The organism is Flavobacterium branchiarum, from assembly GCF_030409845.1.
GTDB classification, from domain to species: domain Bacteria; phylum Bacteroidota; class Bacteroidia; order Flavobacteriales; family Flavobacteriaceae; genus Flavobacterium; species Flavobacterium branchiarum.
In genome coordinates, this window is sequence record NZ_JAUFQQ010000005.1 from 2,198,454 (window position 1) to 2,218,438 (window position 19,985).

A 19,985-nucleotide genomic window follows, 5' to 3' on the forward strand; every position below is an offset into this window, starting at 1 on the left:
GTGATAACGTGTTAACTTTTTTCTGTTTTTTTAACATGATAAGATAAACGTGTCAACAAAATTGAATTATTTAAACTTGAGTTTTTGTGGCGCATTTTGTAAAAAGTTATAAAGCGCAATATTAATATAAAAGTTTTCTTTACCTATTTTATGCAAAGTAATCAGTTTTAATTCTATTAATTGATCCAAGTATTTTGAAGCCGTTTGTCTTGTAATCCCTAAATCTTCAACAATAAAATCAATTTTTGTGTAGGGATGTTTAAACAGATTGTTAATTAAATCTTGAGAATAAATTTTGGGTAAGTTTTCACGAATTTCTTTTTTATACTCCATCATTAGTTTTTTAATTCCTCGGATAATTGCTGTTGTTTGTTTTGAGGTTTGTTCAACGGCTTCAAGTATAAAAAGAATCCAAGGTTCCCAATCTTGAGTTATTCGAGTTTCTTGTAATAAATGATAATAATTAGCTTTGTTTTGATTAATGTACCTACTTAGATAAAGGATAGGTAAATGTAATAGATCTTCTTTTACTAGGTACAAAATATTGATAATTCTACCTGTACGCCCATTCCCATCGTAAAAAGGGTGGATACTTTCGAATTGATGGTGAATGATTGCCATTTTAATTAATGGGTCTAAATCCGTTAATTCATCATCATTAATAAAAAGTTCCAAATTACGCATCAAACTTACTATATCGTCATGGTTTTGTGGAGGAGTATAAACTACTTCACCAGTCTGACCATTTTTTAATTCTGTTCCAGGCAATTTTCTAAATCCTGCTTTCGTTTCTTCTAATATTCCTTGGATTTCAATTATTTGATTACTAGTTAAGATTTTATTTTCACGGACTGACTTGAATCCTTCTTTTAAAGCTGTGGCATAATTAAAAACTTCTTTTGCGGCTGTACTTGCAAACTGTTGTGCAATACTGTCACTTGAAAATAACTCATCATGTGTAGTAATAATATTCTCAATAGCGGAACTATCTTTTGCTTCCTGTAAAGATAAAGTGTTGAGTACAATAACTTCATTAGGGATTGTCTCGGCTACTCCGTTAAGTTCAGCAAGTGCTCGATGTGCTACAGCTAATTTTTTAAGAACTATTTTAGTCTCAACGTCTTGTTTAAATGGTTATATAGGAAGTTTAAATTGGCTCATGTATTCTTATTAGTAATTTATTGAAGACTTAATAATAAAATATTATTTCTTCAAAATTAAGTTTTTTATTTAATCTTATCTAAATACTTCTTCATAACCCAACCTGTTTCCATTAAATTATCTTTGGGATTGATATAACTTACAAAAGCCTACTTATGATTGATTTGTAACACCACTTCAAAACCTTGTCACTCTGAGGGACGAAGAGTCTTCGTTAGTAGCTCGTGGAGATTCTTCGTTCCTCAGAAAGACAAGACTGGGCGAAGAAAAGCTTTGTGTTAGCTTCTTTACGGCTATTATTTTACGCAATCAATAATCGCAATCTTGTCACTCTGAGAAACGAAGAGTCTTCATTAGTAGCTCGTGGAGGTTCTTCCTCCGTCAGAAAGACAAGACTGGGCAAAGAAAAGCTTTGTCTTAGTTTCTTTGGGCTATTATTTTACGCAATCAACAATCGCAATCTTGTCACTCTAAGGAACGAAGAGTCTTCGTTAGTAGCTCGTGGAGTTTCTTCGTCTATTCGCTATTGCCCTAACTTTCCTTCTTAAGAAAGAAAGTTAGGGCAGGGCTGAGAAATGCGATGTGTTAGTTTTTTTGTTCGATTTTTTTTATTTTAAAGTTGTGTAATGTGTTGTTTATGGTTAATTATGCAACTTTATAGTTGTTTTTTTTGTGTCTTTATGTATATTTGTACGCAATTCAATGCTTATGGTTTTAGAAAGAGAAGTTAAAATTTTTTTAAGTGAGCTAAAGCAGTTCTTAAAGATCTGGCCTATAGTATTTTTGCATAGACCCAAAAATAGTTTGCAAAACCTTGCAGATATTGGTATTACAGCGAAAAGACGTCTGGAAATTATCCTAGACTTAGAAATAGAAGATTATTCCCAAGGTCCATTAAGTGAAACACAGCAAAATGGAACGGCAATGTGGGTGTTCGGTAAAGTAGTTAAAAAAACGGAAGTTTATATTAAATTAACTGTTAACAAAGATAGTAACCACGTAATTTGTATTTCATTTCATATTGCAGAAGATACAATGAATTATCCCTTAAAAGTCAAATAAGATGAAAAGCCCATTTACTAATGAAGAAATGATTTTACTGAACGAAAAAAGTAGTTTAGTATTTCGTAATAAAGAATTTCAATATGTGTTTCATTATTATTGGTGTAAGGAAACAGAAGAAAAAATTACAACAACAGAATTAGATGAATTAAATATTAATCAGGTTTATAATCAATATAGAGATTTACATAATATACCTTTTCCTGATGAGATTTATAATATTAGAAAGAAATACGATTTATCAGCAAATAAAATGTCTTTATTGTTGGGTTTAGGGCCCAATAGTTACAGACATTATGAAAAAGGAGAAATTCCTAGTTTAGTTATTGCTAATTTAATTCAATCTATCATTGTAAATCATAATGTTTTTAAACAATTAGTGGAATGGAATAAAGAGTTGAAAGATTCAGATAAAGTTAAAATTTTAGCTAGAATTGAATCCGTAGAATCAAAAGGGAATGATGAAAATTACGCTATAGAAGAGTATTTAAATCTATCTTGTGGTAATTTGGTGCCAGGTAAGATGACTGGTTATAAAAAAACGAACATACATAAGTTGTCTGAAATGGTTTTATTTTTTACTGAAAAAATGCAACCAACAGTTACAGCAATGAATAAGCTTTTGTTTTATTCTGATTTTTTACATTATAAGGAAACTGCCTATTCAATAAGTGGGTCATCATACATGGCACATAATTATGGACCAGTTCCTGTTAAGTTTAGAACTATTTATGAATACATGGCTGACCAACAATTGATAGAATTTAAATGTGAAGATTATGGCAATGGTGTTATTGGCGAAAGATTTTGTCCAACTGAGCATAAAAAATTTAACTCAGAGCTGTTTAATGAATCTGAAATTAAAGTTTTATCTGTTATTGCGGATTTTTTTAAAGGCATGAATGCTTCGCAAATTATGAATGAAAGTCATAAAGAAAAGGCATGGACTGAAAATGTTAAAGAAAAAGCATTAATAGATTATAGTTATAGCTTCGACCTGTTAGTTGTTTAATAATTTGAAAAAGCTAATGATCTCAGGTCAATAAATGGGAAATGCTTCCAGTATTGTTAAGTCTTGATAGTGTCTTTACGGCTATTATTTTACGCATTAAACAATCGCAATCTTGTCACTCTGAGGAACGAAGAGTCTTTGTTAGTAGCACGTGGAGGTTCTTCGTTCCTCAGAAAGACAAGTTTGGGGTTTAAAAAAAAATGGAACAAAAAAAGAGACCATATCGGTCTCTCTTAAAATAAATTATGTTTCATAAAAGGTTATTCGCCTTTTAGTAATTTCTCCAAATATTCGTTTTTGTCTTTTTCAGACTGTAATAAACGTTCGTAGAGTTTTTTGTTTTCTTCTACAGCTTCCATCAATTTATCTAATGGATTGAATGTGCAATGATTTGATTGTATAGCTCCATTACTGTGGCTAAAGTCGTTATCGTAAATAGTGTTGAAATAATTAATCACGTTTTCTTCTGTAAAATTTTTAATTGCTTCAACAGAAACTTCCAGCACTTTTGCAATTTCAATAAGCTTTTCTTCATCAACATTTTCGCTTGCTTCAATATTAGAAACAGATTGTTGAGATAAGCCAATTGCAAAAGCCAACGCTTCTTGTTTCATGCCTTTAAGTTCTCTAATTCGGCTAATATTTTTGCCAATATGTTTTGGTTTTGTTGCTGTGCTCATATTTCAAAGATATTTAAAATTCTTAAAGGAAAATATATTTTAGTAAAAAACCTCAATTTTATAAGATACGGTTTTGATGACCTTGTTCGGATTAATTTTCTTTACAATTTAATTTCAAACAAGCTAAAAGAACCTTCTTTGTAATGTTCGGGTAATTCGTTTGTCCACTCGATAACGCTAACGCCTTTGAAATCAAAACCACAACTCATATAGTACTTGTTTATTCTTTCGTTGCCGCTATGAGTGTCTAATCTTATGTAAGATTTGTTATTCTCTTTGGCATATATTTTTACCCATTCGATAATTTTTTTGACATACGATTGACCCCTGAATTTAGGATTCGTCGCAATTCGATGTAGGTAAACAGCAGGATCTGCGCTGGCTTCTTTCCAAATAATTAAATCATTAAAAGTAAGCACAAAAGTGCAGGCAACTTCGCCATCTTCTTTGATTACAAAATGACGGTCTTCGGAGATTTCTTTTTCTATTAAGGCTCTTTCAAAACCTCTCCAGCTTTTATTATTAACAGTTTTTTGGTACGATGTAGCTTCATTATAAATATCGAAAACAGCATCGATATCTTCATTTGTAGTTTTAAAAAATTCCATTATAGTGTTTATTCTGTAGATTAATCAATCCTTCAAAGGTAAATCTTTCTTTTTGGAAACATCTAAAATTTGCTTGTCAGATACCTATTTTTATTTTAACGGAAGATTTGTGTCGTTAGAGTGTTCATTTGTTTTATGTCTGTAAAAATTATATTTAACACATAGACACATAGTTTTGTAAACTTTATAAAAGGCGTTTCACTTAAAATAAATCACATAGCGCTATGCGAAAAAAATATTTTTCTTGAATCATCTTTGATTATCGATTTAAAATCTATGTCCCGATAGCTATCGGGACTATGTGTTGAAATAATTAAAGCTAACTAGTTAGCTTTTACTTTTTTCGTCCGTATTCAACCAAACTACATTCTGTTCCGATTTGTGATCTTGACCAATGATATCTCGATATAAATCTGGTCTTCTTGCTTTTATGTAGCGATTTCCTCCTGCTTGAATGCATTTTTCGGGAGTAATAATTGCTGTTGCAAAAGAGTCTTCAAATGATCGGCATTCGGCAATTACATCTCCAAAAGGATCAATAATCATTGAGCAACCATTTTTTAGTTGGTCATCGTCCATACCAATTGGATTGGAGAAAACGGCATAAATTGCATTATCGTATGCTCTTGCAGGTGGCCATTTCATTAACCAATCGCGCCCTTTCATTCCGTCGAATTCCAATCGTAGTGAAGTTGGGTCGGCTTCGCGGTTTTCCCAAAGTTGAGGTGCCACAAAACCAGCACCAGGTCGGGTAGAAGGCGTGCACATTGTGACGTGGGGCATAAAAATAATGTCGGCGCCTAAAAGTGTTGTTGCTCGAACGTTTTCGATTATGTTGTTGTCATAGCAAATTAGGATGCCGCATTTCCAACCATTGATTTCAAAGATGCAATAGCTGTCTCCAGCTGTTAGGTACGGATTTATAAACGGATGTAGTTTTCGGTATTTTGCAACCAAACCATTTTTATCAACACAAACATAGGCTTTGAATAAATTATCATGTTCATCCTTTTCAAAAAGTCCTGCTAATACAACTATGTTGTTGTTTTTGGCTATTTCTGTTAGTTTTAAGATGCTTTCTCCGCTCGGGATGACTTCTGCTAGGTTTAGCATTTGTTTTTTTGATAAGTGCCTTGCAAATGTATATCCTGTGATGGAGCATTCGTGAAACGCAATTACATCACAACCTTCGCTTGATGCTTTTCGCGAAAGCTTTTCGATTACGGATAAATTATAGTTTTTATCGCCACTTTTATTTTCAAATTGAGCAGTGGCTATTTTTAGATTTTTCATGTTCTACGATATTAATATTTTAGGCAAAAATAACGGGCATGATAATTTACAAATTGTATAAAACCGACATTTTGAAGTTGCTTGTGGGACTGAAGGTATGATTAGTGGCTGAGAAAATCATTTTAATCTGTGGAATCTGTGGTAAAAAAGTTTACCGCAAGGTTCGCAAGGTTTGGTGTTGTGGGAATGCGCAAGGTTCGCAAAGTGTTGTGTTGGTTTTTAGTAGCTGAAAAAAAAATCTTTTTAATCATTTTAATCTGTGGAATCTGTGGTAAAAAAGTTTACCGCAAGGTTCGCAAGGTTTGGTGTTGTGGGAATGCGCAAGGTTCGCAAAGTGTTGTGTTGATTATAAGTGGGTGAGAAAATCATTTTAATCTGTGAAATCTGTGGCTAAAAAGTTTATCGCAAAGTGCGCAAAGTTCACTGTTGTGGGGATGCGCAAGGTTCGCAAAGTGCTGTGTTGTATTTTAGTGGCTGAGAAAATCATTTTAATCTGTGGAATCTGTGGCAAAAAAAAATTACCGCAAAGAGCGCAAAGTTCGCTGTTGTGGGGATGCGCAAGGTTCGCAAAGTGCTGTGTTGTATTTTAGTGGCTGAGAAAATCATTTTAATCTGTGGAATCTGTGGCTGAAAAAATTTACCGCAAGGTTCGCAAAGTTCGCTGTTGTGGGAAAGCGCAAGGTTCGCTATGTGTTGTGTTGGTTTTTAGTGGCTGAGAAAATCATTTTAATCTGTGGAATCTGTGGTAAAAAAGTTTACCGCAAGGTTCGCAAGGTTTGGTGTTGTGGGAATGCGCAAGGTTCGCAAAGTGTTGTGTTGGTTTTTAGTAGCTGAAAAAAAAATCTTTTTAATCATTTTAATCTGTGGCAAAAAAAAATTACCGCAAAGAGCGCAAAGTTCGCTGTTGTGGGGATGCGCAAGGTTCGCAAAGTGCTGTGTTGTATTTTAGTGGCTGAGATAATCATTTTAATCTGTGGAATCTGTGGCTAAAAAGTTTACCGCAAAGTGCGCAAGGTTGCTGTTGTATTTTTAGTGGCTGAGAAAATCATTTTAATCATTTTAATCTGTGGCTAAAAAAGTTTATCGCAAAGTGCGCAAGGTTCGTTGTTGTGGGAATGCGCAAGGTTTGCTAAGTGTTGTGTTGATTATTAGTGGTTGAAAAAAATCATTTTAATCTGTGGAATCTGTGGCTGAAAAAATTTACCGCAAGGTTCGCAAAGTGTTGTGTTTATTTTTAGTGGCTGAGAAAATCATTTTAATCATTTTAATCTGTGGCAAAAAAAAATTACCGCAAAGAGCGCAAAGTTCGCTGTTGTGGGGATGCGCAAGGTTCGCAAAGTGCTGTGTTGTATTTTAGTGGCTGAGAAAATCATTTTAATCTGTGGAATCTGTGGCTAAAAAGTTTACCGCAAAGTGCGCAAGGTTCACTGTTGTGGGAATGCGCAAGGTTCGCAAAGTGCTGTGTTGTATTTTAGTGGCTGAGAAAATCATTTTAATCTGTGGAATCTGTGGCAAAAAAAAATTACCGCAAAGAGCGCAAAGTTCGCTGTTGTGGGGATGCGCAAGGTTCGCAAAGTGCTGTGTTGTATTTTAGTGGCTGAGAAAATCATTTTAATCTGTGGAATCTGTGGCTAAAAAGTTTACCGCAAAGTGCGCAAGGTTCGCTGTTGTGGGAATGCGCAAGGTTCGCAAAGTGTTGTGTTGTATTTTTAGTGGCTGAGAAAATCATTTTAATCTGTGGAATCTGTGGAATCTGTGGCTGAAAAAATTTACCGCAAGGTTCGCAAAGTTCGTTGTTGTGGGAATGCGCAAGGTTCGCAAAGTGATGTGTTGATTATTAGTGGGTGTGAAAACATTTTAATCTGTGGAATCTGTGGAATCTGTGGCTGAAAAAATTTACCGCAAGGTTCGCAAAGTTCGTTGTTGTGGGAATGCGCAAGGTTCGCAAAGTGATGTGTTGATTATTAGTGGGTGTGAAAACATTTTAATCTGTGGAATCTGTGGTAAAAAAGTTTACCGCAAGGTTCGCAAGGTTTGGTGTTGTGGGAATGCGCAAGGTTCGCAAAGTGTTGTGTTGGTTTTTAGTAGCTGAAAAAAAAATCTTTTTAATCATTTTAATCTGTGGCAAAAAAAAATTACCGCAAAGTGCGCAAAGTTCGCTGTTGTGGGGATGCGCAAGGTTCGCAAAGTGTTGTGTTGGTTTTTAGTGGCTGAGAAAATCATTTTAATCTGTGAAATCTGTGGCTAAAAAGTTTATCGCAAAGTGCGCAAGGTTCACTGTTGTGGGAATGCGCAAGGTTCGCAAAGTGCTGTGTTGTATTTTAGTGGGTGAGAAAATCATTTTAATCTGTGGTAAAAAAGTTTATCGCAAAGTGCGCAAGGTTCACTGTTGTGGGAATGCGCAAGGTTCGAAAAGTGCTGTGTTGGTTTTTAGTAGCTGAAAAAAAAATCTTTTTAATCATTTTAATCTGTGGCAAAAAAAAATTACCGCAAAGAGCGCAAAGTTCGCTGTTGTGGGGATGCGCAAGGTTCGCAAAGTGATGTGTTGATTTTTAGTAGCTGAAAAAAAAATCTTTTTAATCATTTTAATCTGTGGCTAAAAAAGTTTATCACAAAGTGCGCAAGGTTTGCTGTTGTGGGGATACGCAAGGTTCGCAAAGCGGTGTGTTGTAATTTAAAATTTGTTTTTGCTCTTTGCAATAATCAGTGCCATTCGGGTTTTATTGTAGATACGCTAGGACTACGTTGCTTTTGCAGGAATTGTTTTGATGAAGTTGTTTGTTAGTTTTCCCGCATTATGCAAATATTCCTTTGGAGTCATTCCGGTGTGTTTTTTAAATTCTCGTATAAGATGCGATTGGTCCGAGAATCCGGCATCATAGGAAATGGTAGTGAGATTTGTGTCTTCGGCTTTGTTCTTTAGCAATTTTAAGAAACCATGAATCTTTACAATATTGCCAAATTTCTTGGGGTTTAGCCCAACACACTCTGTAAACTTTCGTTCGATATGTCTTTCGGTATAACCTGTATAGTCAACCAATTGTTTGAGTGAAAATTGCCCTTTTGTTTTTAGGATGAAATTCAATGATGCATTGGCTATTAGCTGATTTGAGGTTGGTTTTTTCGCTTCAAGCGTTTTAAAAAAATGATTCAAAAGATTCAATCTATCCTGAATAGTAGCTTGCTCTGCTAATTTTTCTTGAAGTTCGATTCCTTCTTGTCCAAAAACTGCATCGATGTTGACGATAGTATCCCGTAATTCACTACTGGTAATTCCTAATAATTGGTTGATTCCGTTGGGCTGAAAAACTACAATAGCAATAGCCATTTCGTTACCTGAGTAAATGTCTTTAAATCCATTTAGCTGGCCATATAAAAATGAAGTTGGTAAGTAGTTTTGTGCTTCGTAATTGTTGAAACCAGAAATGAGTTTGCTTTTTAAAGAGAATACAACGCCTGTATTGCCATCAGAAAATAAACGCAGTTTTTGAGCATCACTTCCCTTATTCTCTAAAAAAAGATAATGTTTAATATATGGCGATAATTCTTTTGGTGGTAAAACTTGCATGGTTTTATAATTAAGATTACTTAATCAAAAAGGGTACTAATTATTACGGCTACTTTGCTTTCTAAATCGAGTAGTGTTTCATGCTTTCTATGTTGAACATCATCACCAGTTCCGATGTATTTTGATGCTAATGCAACTTTGTAACCTTTAGTGAGTCCGTCAATCGCAGTTTCTTTTACGCAATATTCGGCTAGGAAACCGCAGAGGGTAATTTTTTGTATGTTGTTGGTTTTTAAGAAGTTTTCGAATCCATTTGAGCTAAAGCAACTATGTTGCGTTTTAGGAATTAACTTTGTACTGTCGTCAAAATCGATGTCAATTTCATGACCAGTAGTGTTTTCAATGCACATTGATAGTCCGATTCCGAATTGGTCTTTTTGATAATTTGAATAGATAATTACAAATTTATCTTTGTTTATTCGTTTCGTTAATTGGTTTATTCTTGCTTTGACTTCGGTTATAGTACTCGTGTCAGAATGTCTTTTCGCGTAAGCGCCATTAGGATCAGTAAAGTCCTTTTGTGGATCAATAATTACAATTAATTCTTCGGATGTTAATTTCATAACATTGTTTTTAATCTTCTTTTTTGTTTTGAATAGCGACGAATCAATTTTTACAAAATTAAGTATATTTTTCGAATTGTGTTTTTTGTGTTTTTTGTTTTTTTTTGCCACAGATTAGAGGATTAAAAAACTTTGGGTATGATTGTTTAATTGAAAAGTTCGTAAGGTTGATAGGGGGCGGTGAAAGGTTTTATCGCAAGGTTTATGATAGGGGGTGATGAAAAAATTAATCGCAAAGTTCGCAAGGTTTACGCAAGGTTCGCAATTTTTATATGGAGTGGTGAAAGAATTTACCGCAAAGTTCGCAAGGGTTAAAACGCAAGGTTCGTAAGGTTGATAGTGAGTGGTGAAAGGTTTTACCGCAAAGCTCGCAAAGTTTAACCACAATCTAGTCCCTCTGAGGAACGAAGAATCTCCGCAAGAAACTAACGTAAAGTATTCCTAGATTGTCGAGCCATTAGGTGAGATTGCCTATTTACTCTCGCTCTGCTCTTCGTTCCTCAGGAGGATAAGACTGGGGCAATGCATGATGCTTTGAAAAAAAATGTTTTGTGTTAGCTACTTGACGAAGTAATTGTAACCAACGTGTTATTCTAACTTTCTAGATTAAACTCAGTTGCTAAAATATCGTTTAGTTTTTCTTTTTCGAAAGTATATCCATGCGCTTTTCCGTTTTCAATAGATTTGAAGGTGTTTTTAAATAGTATTTTTTTACCCAATGGATTCTGTAAAACAACAACTAGGTTTTGTGTGAAAAAGGAATCGGGATGTGTTGAATTGAAATGATTGGCAGGTTTAAAATCAATCCATTTTTGAAGAGATAAATCAAAAGAATATAAGTCTTTCCATTCATTGTGTAATAAAGTTTGTAGCAGATACTCTCCGTTTTCTGTTTTTGCCAAAGCAAAAGTTTCAGTGCCTTGTTTTACAGCTGTAGTGTCGTTTAGTTTTAATGGTTCTCTTATTCCGTTGCCACCAAAGCCCAAATCGATTAAATAGTCTTCGCCTTCAACTGTTACAATAATTGCCATATGTGTTTTAGGATTCTCAATAGGATTTACTAACGGACGTGCCGCAATAAATCGATACGGAATACTCATTTTTTGAAGTGCCATGGCAAATAAGCCATTGAGCTCATAACAATAGCCTCCGCGATTGCGATTAATGATTTTATCGACAATATCATTTCCTGCTAAAGAAATTGTTTTTCCAGCCTGAACATCTAAGTCTTCAAAAGGAACGGTGAATAACTGGCATTGCATTAACTTAGCAATGCTTTCGATATTTGATTTTATATCGTCAACAAAATGAATTCTATCCAAATAATCTTGTAAAACAAAATTGTCTGAATCTATCTGATTGAAATTAGATTGTTTTGCCATTTTATTTGCTTTTATATTTAATGAAAAACGGAGCTTATTCTAAAAACGGAGCAGGATATTTTACTGTTCCGCTTACGCCATTTAATCCGTTTTCGGTTAATGAAATAACCATACAGTTTGCAGCAGGAACGTCAAAAGGCATTTCGATATTGTATTTGCTAGTTTGTTCATAGCCAAATCTCGGATAATAGTTTTCGTGTCCTAAAAGGATAATCGATTTATAACCTAATTTTTTTGCTATTGCATGACTTTCAAGAATCAGTTTTGAACCAATTCCTTTGCCTTGAAATTCTGGTTTTACAGAAACAGGTGCCAAAGCTAAAGATTCAAAGGTTTGGTCTTTGTTTTCGATTTGTAATTTGGTTAGCAAAATATGCCCTACGATTTCATTATCGACTTCAGCAACAAGCGATAATTCGGGAATAAAAGCATCTGATTTCCGTAGTTTTTCAACTAGAAATTGTTCTTTATGATCGCTGTATTCTTCATTTTTAAATGCTTCTTCGATGATTTTGAAAACCTTAGGGTAATCATTTTCGTTTTCTTGACGTATTGTGATTTCCATGATTGTTTAATTATTTTATTATTCTGTCCAGAATGTTCCTGTAGAATAGGTTCTTGCTTTTCCGCTTATTAATACTCTTTCACCATTATCAACGCAATACAAAGTGCCTTTTCTTTCTGATATTTGTTTCGCATGCATTTCTTTTTTTCCTAGTTGTTCGCTCCAATATGGAATTAACGAACAATGGGCAGAACCTGTAACGGGATCTTCTAAAATAGAAGATTGCGAGGTGAAATATCTTGAAACAAAGTCGCAATGGTCTCCTTTTGCAGTTACTACTACACCACCAAGATCAAGGTTTATTTTGTCAAAAGTTTGTCTGTCGATTACAAGGTCTTTAATCTCTTGCTCGGTTTCGTATATTAAAACATAATCTCTAGATTTTAAAACTGTTTTGGGTTGTAGGTTAAGCGAATTTTTGATGATTTCTGGGAGTTCAGTGGGAACAGGTTTTCTTGATGGAAAATCTAATGTGTATAGGTCATTATCGACTGTTACAATTAATTCACCACTCAAAGTATCAAATACAATCGTGTCTTCTGGATAGTTCAGTATTGATTTTAAAGTGTGAGCTGTTGCGAGTGTCGCATGACCGCATAAGTCCATTTCAATTTCGGGTGTAAACCAACGTAAATGAATTCTTTTGCCATTAACAACGTAGAAAGCGGTTTCGGCAACGGCATTTTCTTGCGTAATTTTTAAAAGGATTTCATCAGGTAACCAGTTTTCTAGCGGAACAACGCAGGCTGGATTTCCTCCAAATATTTTATCTGTAAACGCATCTATTTGATATAAGTTTAATTTCATGGTGTTCAAAAATTAAAAAGCCGTCAGGTGTAAATTTTATTTGTTTCTTTCGTCTACAAGAAGTTTTAACGAATTGATATAATCGGTATCAAATTCTATTACTCTTATTTTGTTTGGGTTAAAGCTTAGCTCGCCACCAAATTTCCCTCTTGTTTCTAGAAAATCAATTACCAATTCTTCATCGTCTAGCTTTATTAACTTACCAAGATAAACTGCTTTTTCTGATTTTTTTGCAATCTGAAAAATCCCATATTTGTTTGTTATGAAAGTAAGGATAGATGATAAATCTCTAAGCGGAATTATCTCGTCTGAATTGGTTTTTAAACCTTTCAGCCTAATCACACTTTCAGTAAACGCATTATCTCCATCGCGAGTGATAGATTTGATGTTTTTGTTTTTCAATATCACATAACCATCTATTATGAAGTCAACGGGATTGTTTTTGATTAAGATCCAATCGTTTGTATAATCAATTAGAAAACCGGAGAAGATTTCTTTTCGGTCTTCAAATTCGATTGTGATTAATTGTCTTAGGTAATTGTCCATTTTATTGTTTGTTACTTATTTTTTAAATGCTTTGGTTCTTGTATTTCTCCATTTCCAAATGACCAATTTTCATTTCCATTGTTTTCAAGTAAAATTATGATAATATCACTTTTTTGAATTTCGGTGGTATTGGAGATTCTAGTTGCAATTTGAGCATATAATCTCTCTTTTTGTTCTTTTGTTCTTCCTTGTCCTGCTGTTATTTGAAGATAAATAATGTTTTCTGTATGTGCTATGCCAAGATAGTTTTTCGGAAATTTAATTTGTGTCGTTTCGAGTTCTTCAATTACATGAAAATAATCGTCTTGCGGAATATTGAATTCCTGAATTAATGACTCGTGTACCGAGATTGAGATGTTATTTTTGGTTTCTTGTGATAATCTTTTTGGTAAACTTATTCTAACAAATGGCATAATTATTCCCTTTACTTGTTCAATTAATTCTTGTTTTTTATTTTGATTACGCCACTTTTATAAAGTCCGATTGCTTTTTCTATAATTGCTCTAATAGTATCAATTGGTATGTCTTGATGAGGTTCTAAAAACATGATTTTCATTCGTGAACGTTTTTCTGATAGCAATTCGGGATTATCAAAATGCTTTCCTTCTACGATGCCAATATACGGCTTGTTATTCGTTTTGTGGATCCATAAATAGCAAAACATTTTCCCTCTATAACAAAAAAATGGCATTCCGTATTTTAATGTATGCGTGATTTCTGAATCTTGTGAAAGAATAATTCCACGTAACGCAAGTAAACATCCTTTGTTGGGTTCTTCTTGTTTTAGGTAGAAATTATCTAGTTCTAAGCTCATTTTTGTTTCTGTTTTAAATTACAAAGTTCGTGATTTTGATGTTAGCGGATGATGAAAAAATTGACCGCAAGGTTCGCAAGGTTAAAGCGCAAAGTTCGCAAAGTTTTTAATCGTTTTGATATTTTTGACCGCAAAGTTCGCAAGGGATTACGCAAGGCTCGCAAAGTTTTAAATCTGTTTAATCTTTTAAATCTGTGGCTGAAAAAAAATTACCGCAAAGGATTTACCGCAAGGTTCGCAAGGTTAAAGCGCAAGGCTCGCAAAGTTTTAAATCTGTTTAATCTTTTGAATCTGTGGCTGAAAAAATGACCGCTAAGTTCGCAAGGGATTGCGCAAGGCTCGCAAAGTTTTAAATCTGTTTAATCTTTTAAATCTGTGGCTGAAAAAATTTACCGCAAAGTTTGTAAGGTTTTAATCGTTTTGATGTTTTTGATGTTTTTGACCGCAAGGTTCGCAAGGTTAAAGCGCAAGGCTCGCAAAGTTTTAAATCTGTTTAATCTTTTGAATCTGTGGCTGAAAAAATTTACAGCAAAGTTTGTAAGGTTCTAATCGTTTTGATGTTTTTGACCGCAAAGTTCGCAAGGTTAAAGCGCAAGGTTCGCAAGGTTGATTGGGAGTGGCTGAAAAAGTTGACCGCAAGGTTCGCAAGGTTAAAGCGCAAGGCTCGCAAGGTTTTAAATCTGTTTAATCTTTTGAATCTGTGGCTGAAAAAAAATTACCGCAAAGGATTTACCGCAAAGTTCGCAAGGTTAAAGCGCAAGGTTCGCAAAGTTTTGATCTGTTTAATCTTTTGAATCTGTGGCTGAAAAAATTGACCGCAAAGTTTGTAAGGTTTTAATCGTTTTGATGTTTTTGATGTTTTTGACCGCAAGGTTCGCAAGGTTAAAGCGCAAGGCTCGCAAAGTTTTAAATCTGTTTAATCTTTTGAATCTGTGGCTGAAAAAATTGACCGCAAAGTTTGTAAGGTTTTAATCGTTTTGATGTTTTTGATGTTTTTGACCGCAAGGTTCGCAAGGTTAAAGCGCAAGGCTCGCAAAGTTTTAAATCTGTTTAATCTTTTGAATCTGTGGCTAAAAAAAAATTACCGCAAAGGATTTACCGCAAAGTTCGCAAGGTTTACGCAAGGTTCGCAAAGTTTAAATCTGTTTAATCTTTTGAATCTGTGGCTGAAAAAATTGACCGCAAAGTTTGTAAGGTTTTAATCGTTTTGATGTTTTTGACCGCAAAGTTCGCAAGGTTTACGCACAAGGTTGATTGGGAGTGGCTAAAAAAGTTGACCGCAAGGCTCGCAAAGTTTTAAATCTGTTTAATCTTTTAAATCTGTGGCTAAAAAAAAATTACCGCAAAGGATTTACCGCAAAGTTCGCAAGGTTTACGCAAGGTTCGCAATGATGATTGGGAGTGGCTGAAAAAAGTTGACCGCAAGGCTCGCAAGGTTTTAAATCTGTTTAATCTTTTGAATCTGTGGCTGAAAAAATTGACCGCAAAGTTTGTAAGGTTTTAATCGTTTTGATGTTTTTGATGTTTTTGACCGCAAGGTCCGCAAGGTTAAAGCGCAAGGTTCGCAAGGTTGATTGGGAGTGGCTAAAAAAGTTGACCGCAAGGTTCGCAAGGTTCGCAAGGCTCGCAAGGTTGATGCTGGGGGTGATAAAAAAAATTATCGCAAGGTTCGCAAGGTTTCTGGTAAGGTGTGACGAAATAATTACTTATAACGGGTTAAATTGGTCTTATCTCTGGTATGTCTAATTGATGAGTAACTTCATCATTATATCTGTTTGTGGATCATTTCCTAATTTAAAGATGTGTTTGTCAAAGGCAACAAATCCATTTTTTTTATAAAAGGCCAAGGCTCTGTGGTTTTCCTCCCATACGCCAAGCCAAACATAGGTTGCGTTTTTTTGCTTTGCAATTTCTAAAGCTGTATCGTATAAAAGTTGTCCAACCTTTTTGCCTATAAATTCTTGTGATACATAAATACGCTCTATTTCAAGTGCTTTTACGTCTTCGGATTCTGTTTGTGCATTTCCTGTATTTGTTTTTAAATAGCCGATGACTGTATCATTTGCTATTGCAAAATAGAACTCTGAATTTGGATTTTCTATTTCCTTTTTAAGTTTGTCAAATGCAAAACTATTTGATAAATAGAGGTTCATGTTTTCTTCTGTATTTGGTTTTGAAAAAGTTTCTAAGAACGTTTGTCTCCCTATTTTTTGCAGTTTTTCAATGTCGGCAACTGTTACTTTTTCAATTTTAATGGTTTTCATGAATGTTTAATTTTTAATCACTAAAAAACGTGTGGGTTGTAATTGGTATAAGTGAAAATACGAAATAGGTTTTTGATTAGTGGGGAAGTTAAATCGATGCTTAACCAAATATAATAAAAAAACAATTATGAGTTTTTGAAGTTTTATGCCTTTCGGTCTGAATATTACGCGTGATTCGTTACTACTCAGACTCAGCTCTTTTTAAAGTAAAAAAGCTGGACTAAGTCATGAAGTTATAAATAACCTCGACTTAGCCCAGCTTGATAGTAATAACTAGTTTTCATAGTTGTCGTTTACTATACGATTTAGCCATTATTAGTAACTGTAGCAAACAGCTGTTTTACTGCTTTTACACTAAAAGATTAATTTTTGGCACATCGTATAGCGGTATAAAAATAGGTATCACCAGCACCCTTCACAGTTGCCCCGGCGGAAGTATTTGATAATACCATAGCATAACCAATGTAGTCAGCTACCGCCATTACTGAATAAACTCCAAAATTTTGAGCGGCACCAGACACCCCTGATTTGTATTGATATGCAGATGGGTAAGCATTAAATCCAGAATTTTTGCTATCACCAACAGGATATCCCGCCCAAGCGTAACCCTTATATGTATTGTTATTTGCTTTCATTTCTTTCCCAGCGTTATTCTCTGAAAAGGTCTGAATCAGATTAGCCCATTCCAGATAAGTGGGTATATGCCATCCCTCTGGACAAGGTTCAGAAGCAAAATCAGTATTTTTGTACAATAAGCCAAATTTTGATGCAAAATCAGCACGAGACTCAATTGTACCGACATTATTTACAGTATACCACACAGTACCCGTATTTAGATAAGCTTTACTATGAATAGCTGTTTTTGATGATTCTGCATATAAATATGGAGTACTTAAATACTTTCCATTTTTGTTTACAGTTGTACGCAAGTTTTGGGTCATCCAACAACCTGCGTCTCCGAAAATTTTTGCTGTATATACATTTCCATCAAGATCTACAGCTTCAGAGCAACAAGAACAATCTTTAATCGTAATTTCAAACTTCGACTTTCCATCTACTCCTCCCGTTTTATAAAGCGCCACTAGTGTAACTCTAAACGGATTATCATTGTCTCTTCCTACTGCAGTAGTCATTAGAGATTGCTTGTATTTAATAGTAACGGTATATTTACCTCCATTTGCTAAAGCAGTTGGCATGTCTTTTTGTATTTCATAACTTTCTATTGCTTTTTCTGGGTCGTTAATAACAAAGCGTAAATTTGTATTGACATTACCAACACTTGTAAATGTATACGTGTACGATTTATTAAAATCGGCTCTGTGAGCTTCACGAACCGTAAGCAATCCACATTTAGCATTATTGCTTGATGCAGAGGCAATATCAAAACAATCTTCTCCTGCTAAAGTACCATTCCCTTTTGGAAGCGTTGCCTCATCTATAACTTCTATTGTTCCTGCTGTAGTTTCTACAGGTGTATTACTACAGTTATTTATCACACAAGTATAGTTACCGCTATTTGTTGTTTTTGCATCGTTTATTGTATAGCTAGCCAATGTCGCTCCAGAAATTGGAGTTCCGTTAAACTTCCATTGATAGGTAATAGGATGTTCATCATTGTTTGATCCTTCTGCAAGTACAGACATGGTCACGGAGTTACCTGTAAGTATCGATCCTGTAGGGAACATAGTTGTCTTTTTTACTGCTACTGCTACACAAGCTGGTGCTACAGTAACTTGTTGCGTGAGTTTGTTACTAATTCCACAATCATTTTCAGCTTCTATCGTTACATTTACAACTGTATCTGTGTTAGGAAATTTTATTTGAGCTGTATTGGTGCCCTGCCCATTTTCTATAACAGCTCCATTATCTGCTGTCCAAGTGTACGAGGTAGGATTAAAAGTATCTGATACCTGAAATATTTTTGTTTGTTTTAGCTCGGCTTTATCATAAACGGCCTTCCATTCTAAAATTGGAAAATCAGATAAAGATATTAAAAGAGCTGCTGATAAGGGACTAATACAACCTGATACATTAATAGCTTCTACTTGATACGATCCTATTTTAGTAACAGCAAGTGTTTGATTTACTTCGTTTTCCATAAGTACTCCTTCTTTATACCATTGAAAAGTAAATGGGCCACCTGTTACAGACGCTGTTAACTGTGCTTCTACACTACCACAAATAAGTGGCGGGTTTGCAACTATTGCTGGAGTTGCAGGTGCTACTCCTTGTAATTTTTTTGTCTCAGTAAATTCTGCTGTACAAAGCACGCCTGTATTGTCTGAAACGATACAGCGTAATATAATATTATTTCCACTAGAGGGTGCTGTTATCGTAAGGTCTTTTCCTTCACCTAAGTATTCTAGTCCGTTATACCACTTAACGGTAACTGCAGATGTGTAATCACTAGGTGGGTTACTTAATGAAAGTTTTAAACGTCCATTACTACAAAATTCACTTAATTCGGATAACGGTTTTCCATTAATCGAAATCTTTGGTTTTTTAAGCGGACTGCTTGAATCATCTACAGAAACAGTGACTTTTTCGCTTGGTAAAGAGGTACAACCATCGCGTTCTATAAGAACAGTCCAAACTCCTATATCTGCTGCTTTAAGAGTAATTACATCTCCTGTTTTATTTGTTTTTTTACCGTCTTTATACCATGCAAGTTCACTAAGTTCAGCAAAATTATAAACAGTAAGCGTAACTTCTCCTGTATTTCCACATAATACCCCATTATTAGTAGCATATAAAACGGTAGAGTTATTAGGGGCTGTACCTGCACCTAGGGTTACTGTTATGTTATCAGAAGCACTGTTTGGATTTATTTTATCACAACCTATTCCACCTACATATACTTTATAAATACCTGATTGAGTTGCTCTAAAGTTTGTTCCTTGTCCTCGTACTATATTGTTAATTGTCCAGATGTAATTTGCTCCAGGATGAACGTTTGTTATTTCCATAAAAACATCCCCTCCTATACAAAGTACACCACCGTTACTCATAGTTATAATGGGTTTTGCTACTGTTACATCGCACAAGTCATTATCTCCGTCTTGATTAAATAAAAATTCTTTATACTCCCCTGTACAATTATTCGTAACACGTACAATTGCTGTACGAGAAACGGCTGTAGTGTTAGGACTCATATTGACTTTAAACGCCCCTGTATTGTGGTCTGTAATATCAATAGAGATAAAATCATCTCCTGTTATTGCAACGTAGGTATACGGTTCTTTTCCTGTACATGGTGGCGTTTCTACTGGTGTAAAAGGGCCTACTGTTCCACCTTCAGGCGGATGAACTAAATCCGAAGGATCTTTTGGTAAAAAGCCTATATCTGCACTTCCAGAACATAAACTTACCCATTTATGCGTGTTCCAATACTCCATACACTTAGAATCGGTATTGTATATTGTAAGTCCCTTAGCTCTTACATCACTCATAAAATCGGGTGTTGTAAGATTGTTTCTTTCTACTGTTGTTAACTGTGGCATTCGTATGCCTCCTTTAACTGTTGTTGTAGACAATTCTAGCAATGAATAACTTTTGGGTGTTAAAACTGACCCAATAACAGCCTGTCCTATTGCTACTACTGGTAGGAATAATAGTAAGACTATTAAAAAACGAATTCTAGTTTTCATAATAAATATAATA

General features: G+C 34.7%; 16 protein-coding genes. 2 read left to right on the forward strand and 14 right to left on the reverse strand.

Features of this window, described 5'->3' with window-relative positions; genetic code table 11:
- Positions 1-66 precede the first annotated feature (66 nt).
- A complete protein-coding gene (locus tag QWY99_RS21500) occupies positions 67-1,107 on the reverse strand; it encodes a Fic family protein (protein WP_290268275.1) in 1,041 nt (346 codons plus the stop codon).
- Positions 1,108-1,869: 762 nt separating this feature from the next.
- Here QWY99_RS21500 and QWY99_RS21505 point away from each other — a divergent pair.
- Both QWY99_RS21505 and QWY99_RS21510 read left to right on the forward strand, forming a co-directional pair.
- Complete coding sequence (locus QWY99_RS21505; RefSeq protein WP_290267990.1) at positions 1,870-2,223, forward strand: type II toxin-antitoxin system MqsR family toxin; 354 nt, start codon at positions 1,870-1,872, stop codon at positions 2,221-2,223.
- A gap of 1 nt (position 2,224) precedes the next feature.
- Positions 2,225-3,235 (forward strand): type II toxin-antitoxin system antitoxin SocA domain-containing protein, encoded by a 1,011-nt coding sequence (locus QWY99_RS21510; protein ID WP_290267992.1) that lies wholly within the window; start codon positions 2,225-2,227, stop codon positions 3,233-3,235.
- Between the two features lie 260 nt (positions 3,236-3,495).
- Here the strand turns inward: QWY99_RS21510 and QWY99_RS21515 are convergent, their stop codons facing one another.
- The 13 genes from QWY99_RS21515 to QWY99_RS21575 form a co-directional block, all read right to left on the reverse strand.
- The gene (locus tag QWY99_RS21515) at positions 3,496-3,915 is read right to left on the reverse strand and encodes a helix-turn-helix domain-containing protein (protein WP_290267994.1); all 420 of its coding nucleotides are present in this window, start codon (positions 3,913-3,915) and stop codon (positions 3,496-3,498) included.
- A 101-nt stretch (positions 3,916-4,016) separates the two neighbouring features.
- On the reverse strand, positions 4,017-4,523 hold the full coding sequence (locus QWY99_RS21520; RefSeq protein ID WP_290267996.1) for a GNAT family N-acetyltransferase: 507 nt from the start codon (positions 4,521-4,523) through the stop codon (positions 4,017-4,019).
- Between the two features lie 327 nt (positions 4,524-4,850).
- Positions 4,851-5,816, reverse strand: coding sequence for a nitrilase family protein (locus QWY99_RS21525; protein ID WP_290267998.1), 966 nt, complete (start codon positions 5,814-5,816; stop codon positions 4,851-4,853).
- Positions 5,817-8,556: 2,740 nt separating this feature from the next.
- A complete protein-coding gene (locus QWY99_RS21530; protein WP_290268000.1) occupies positions 8,557-9,384 on the reverse strand; it encodes a helix-turn-helix domain-containing protein in 828 nt (275 codons plus the stop codon).
- Between the two features lie 20 nt (positions 9,385-9,404).
- On the reverse strand, positions 9,405-9,947 hold the full coding sequence (locus QWY99_RS21535) for a cysteine hydrolase family protein (RefSeq protein ID WP_290268002.1): 543 nt from the start codon (positions 9,945-9,947) through the stop codon (positions 9,405-9,407).
- A gap of 593 nt (positions 9,948-10,540) precedes the next feature.
- The gene (locus QWY99_RS21540; RefSeq protein ID WP_290268003.1) at positions 10,541-11,329 is read right to left on the reverse strand and encodes an arylamine N-acetyltransferase family protein; all 789 of its coding nucleotides are present in this window, start codon (positions 11,327-11,329) and stop codon (positions 10,541-10,543) included.
- 34 nt (positions 11,330-11,363) lie between these two features.
- A complete protein-coding gene (locus QWY99_RS21545; RefSeq protein WP_290268005.1) occupies positions 11,364-11,894 on the reverse strand; it encodes a GNAT family N-acetyltransferase in 531 nt (176 codons plus the stop codon).
- Between the two features lie 18 nt (positions 11,895-11,912).
- Positions 11,913-12,701: a PhzF family phenazine biosynthesis protein gene (locus QWY99_RS21550; protein ID WP_290268007.1), complete on the reverse strand. Its 789-nt coding sequence runs from the start codon at positions 12,699-12,701 to the stop codon at positions 11,913-11,915.
- A gap of 36 nt (positions 12,702-12,737) precedes the next feature.
- Complete coding sequence (locus QWY99_RS21555) at positions 12,738-13,247, reverse strand: hypothetical protein (protein WP_290268009.1); 510 nt, start codon at positions 13,245-13,247, stop codon at positions 12,738-12,740.
- Positions 13,248-13,258: 11 nt separating this feature from the next.
- Complete coding sequence (locus QWY99_RS21560) at positions 13,259-13,660, reverse strand: tautomerase family protein (protein ID WP_290268010.1); 402 nt, start codon at positions 13,658-13,660, stop codon at positions 13,259-13,261.
- A gap of 23 nt (positions 13,661-13,683) precedes the next feature.
- The gene (locus QWY99_RS21565; RefSeq protein ID WP_290268013.1) at positions 13,684-14,061 is read right to left on the reverse strand and encodes a DUF1801 domain-containing protein; all 378 of its coding nucleotides are present in this window, start codon (positions 14,059-14,061) and stop codon (positions 13,684-13,686) included.
- A gap of 1,742 nt (positions 14,062-15,803) precedes the next feature.
- Positions 15,804-16,325: a GNAT family N-acetyltransferase gene (locus tag QWY99_RS21570; RefSeq protein ID WP_290268015.1), complete on the reverse strand. Its 522-nt coding sequence runs from the start codon at positions 16,323-16,325 to the stop codon at positions 15,804-15,806.
- 362 nt (positions 16,326-16,687) lie between these two features.
- Complete coding sequence (locus QWY99_RS21575; RefSeq protein WP_290268017.1) at positions 16,688-19,972, reverse strand: FISUMP domain-containing protein; 3,285 nt, start codon at positions 19,970-19,972, stop codon at positions 16,688-16,690.
- Positions 19,973-19,985: the final 13 nt, after the last annotated feature.

Coding starts and splice junctions, on each gene's coding strand:
- QWY99_RS21560 (WP_290268010.1), bottom strand. CDS start 13,660: ATGCCATTTGTTAGAATAAGTTTACCAAAAAGATTATCACAAGAAACC.
- QWY99_RS21510 (WP_290267992.1), top strand. CDS start 2,225: ATGAAAAGCCCATTTACTAATGAAGAAATGATTTTACTGAACGAAAAA.
- QWY99_RS21505 (WP_290267990.1), top strand. CDS start 1,870: ATGGTTTTAGAAAGAGAAGTTAAAATTTTTTTAAGTGAGCTAAAGCAG.
- QWY99_RS21555 (WP_290268009.1), bottom strand. CDS start 13,247: ATGGACAATTACCTAAGACAATTAATCACAATCGAATTTGAAGACCGA.
- QWY99_RS21520 (WP_290267996.1), bottom strand. CDS start 4,523: ATGGAATTTTTTAAAACTACAAATGAAGATATCGATGCTGTTTTCGAT.
- QWY99_RS21535 (WP_290268002.1), bottom strand. CDS start 9,947: ATGAAATTAACATCCGAAGAATTAATTGTAATTATTGATCCACAAAAG.
- QWY99_RS21545 (WP_290268005.1), bottom strand. CDS start 11,894: ATGGAAATCACAATACGTCAAGAAAACGAAAATGATTACCCTAAGGTT.
- QWY99_RS21540 (WP_290268003.1), bottom strand. CDS start 11,329: ATGGCAAAACAATCTAATTTCAATCAGATAGATTCAGACAATTTTGTT.
- QWY99_RS21515 (WP_290267994.1), bottom strand. CDS start 3,915: ATGAGCACAGCAACAAAACCAAAACATATTGGCAAAAATATTAGCCGA.
- QWY99_RS21530 (WP_290268000.1), bottom strand. CDS start 9,384: ATGCAAGTTTTACCACCAAAAGAATTATCGCCATATATTAAACATTAT.
- QWY99_RS21570 (WP_290268015.1), bottom strand. CDS start 16,325: ATGAAAACCATTAAAATTGAAAAAGTAACAGTTGCCGACATTGAAAAA.
- QWY99_RS21525 (WP_290267998.1), bottom strand. CDS start 5,816: ATGAAAAATCTAAAAATAGCCACTGCTCAATTTGAAAATAAAAGTGGC.
- QWY99_RS21575 (WP_290268017.1), bottom strand. CDS start 19,972: ATGAAAACTAGAATTCGTTTTTTAATAGTCTTACTATTATTCCTACCA.
- QWY99_RS21550 (WP_290268007.1), bottom strand. CDS start 12,701: ATGAAATTAAACTTATATCAAATAGATGCGTTTACAGATAAAATATTT.
- QWY99_RS21565 (WP_290268013.1), bottom strand. CDS start 14,061: ATGAGCTTAGAACTAGATAATTTCTACCTAAAACAAGAAGAACCCAAC.